Genomic DNA, 1,989 nt, shown 5'->3' with positions numbered 1-1,989 from the left:
GGGTACGGCTCGCGCGAGCCGTACCCGGAAAGGGGTGTTACACGATGCGGATCGCGTCACAGCCGAAGAAGCGGTAGACCTCGCCGCCTTCGTCCGTGACCGAACCCTTGACGCAGGCCTCCGTCATCCCCGCGACCAGACCCGACTCGCCGGCGCCGAAGTGCAGCACCATGTCGGAGTCTCTGTCGCGCACCCGCTCGGGGGCACCGCGTTCGAGGGAGTCCTCGACGTGGCCGCGCTCGTGCACCTCAAGCCCGGTCGCCTGGCCGGCCCACGCCGCCTCACGCGGGCCGAAGCGGACGGTCAGCGGCTGGATGGCGGTCGCGTCGAAGGCCAGCGGGAGGTCGTACTCCCCAGCCCGCGTGGTGAGGACCGCCACCGGCACGTTCGCGTTGGGCGGGTTGATCGAATTGGGATTCGAGCCCGGCTTGATGTTGATCGCGACCGGGATGACGCAGTCGATCGTGAACTCCGCCGCGCGCTTGTTGTTGCCCGGCTCGGGGTCGACGTCGTCTGCGCTCGCCGGAGCGATCTCCGCCGACAGTCCGACCGTCTTGTAACCGGGCTTGTCGCAGGTGACCCGTGCCGTGGTGGACAGGTCGCGGGGAGCGCCCTTGGCCAGCGCCGGCACAGCCAGGTCGGCGACGCCGCCGGTGAAGTTGACGACGGCGTTCATCGGCGAGGACGGCCCGGTGCTGGCGACGGTCACCTTCAGTGGTACGTCCGCGCTCTGCCCAACGAGCAGTTGGTCGGGGGCGGCGGCAGTGAAGCCGGTGACGGCAAGGTCGGCCACGGCGACCACCTTGGTGCTCGTCGTCGCCTTGTTGTCGGACTGGTCGGGATCGGGACCCCACAGGTTGGAGACCTCGGCACCCGCGGTGACGGTTTTGGGACCGCCGTTGCGGTGGACCAGATCCTCCGCGACGTGCGCGGTCACGGTGAAGGTCCGCTCCCCGTGCGCCGCGATCTCGCCCAGATAGCAGCCGGAGTCGGTGCATCGGGCGGAACTGCTCTTGTACTGGACATCCGACGGCAGGGAGACCACCGCGCGGACTGAGGTGGCCGGAGCGGGCCCGGCATTGCGGACCTTGACGGTGTAGGTGAGGTCGGTCCCCGCGACCACGGGGTCGGGGGAGTCGGCCAGCGTCACCGACAGTCCTGTGGTGTTGAACAGCTTCCACAGCCGCTGAATCTCCGCCTCGGTGGGATCGGGATCGTTGTCCAGGTCGGAGGCGCCTCCCGGGTGGGTGTAGGGCATCTTGATCCTGCGCCAGTCGTCGGACCCCTTCAGCGTGTCCGTAGTGGAGGTGTTGGCGCAGTTGGCGGGGACACCGCTCATGTCGGTGGTGTCGAGGTTGGCCGTCACCGGAGCGGGCTCATAGGGCGGGTCGCTGCCATCGCCGCTCCAGTCCGGGTTGGCGTTCAGGTCGTGCGGCGCCTTGTTCCCGGTGGCGTCGACGAAGATGAAGCGGTTCACGTTGTCGCCGATGTCTACGATCTTGGTCTCGTCGAGCTGGTTCTCCACGAGGTCGACGAGCGGGGCCCGGCTGCGGCTGCCGCCGTCGAGCTTGAGGCGCGGCGGCGAGTAGTCGAGGATGACGCCACCGCCCTGCCGGGGGATACCCGGGCTGTGGTCGTAGCTCATCAGGCTGACGTAGTTGGGCTTGCAGCGGTTCTCGTCGTGCCCACCGTGCTGCAGGCCGAGGTTGTGGCCGATCTCGTGGAAGAGGGTTCGGCCGGTGCCGTTGTGGTCGGCGAAGTTGCCGTCCCGTCCCTGACCGCCCTTGGTGCATCCCGGCGAGCCGTCCACGCTGATCCCGTAGATGAAGATGTGGCGCCTGGGGGAGTCGAAGAAGGTGTTCCTGATGTCGAAGAAGCCGTCGTTCAGACCGCAGACCTTGGTCGTCCCGTCGCCGATCAGCTCGTTGCCTCTGGCCAGGGCGCCGAAGTCGTCGGCGATCAGGCAGTCGGGATCGTAGGCGTCGGTCT

Annotated in this window: 1 protein-coding gene; it reads right to left on the bottom strand. The window is 68.3% G+C overall.

Annotated elements, in window-relative coordinates; translation table 11 throughout:
• Nucleotides 1–37: 37 nt before the first annotated feature.
• Nucleotides 38–1,989, bottom strand: a 1,952-nt coding sequence (locus ABZ260_RS50510) for a hypothetical protein (RefSeq protein ID WP_355632958.1), incomplete at its 5' end; no start/stop codon positions are given.

This window comes from Streptosporangium sp. NPDC006013 (genome assembly GCF_040614275.1).
GTDB lineage: Bacteria > Actinomycetota > Actinomycetes > Streptosporangiales > Streptosporangiaceae > Streptosporangium.
The sequence above is the reverse complement of the archived record's forward strand: the minus strand, read 5'-3'. Positions and strand labels throughout refer to the sequence as shown.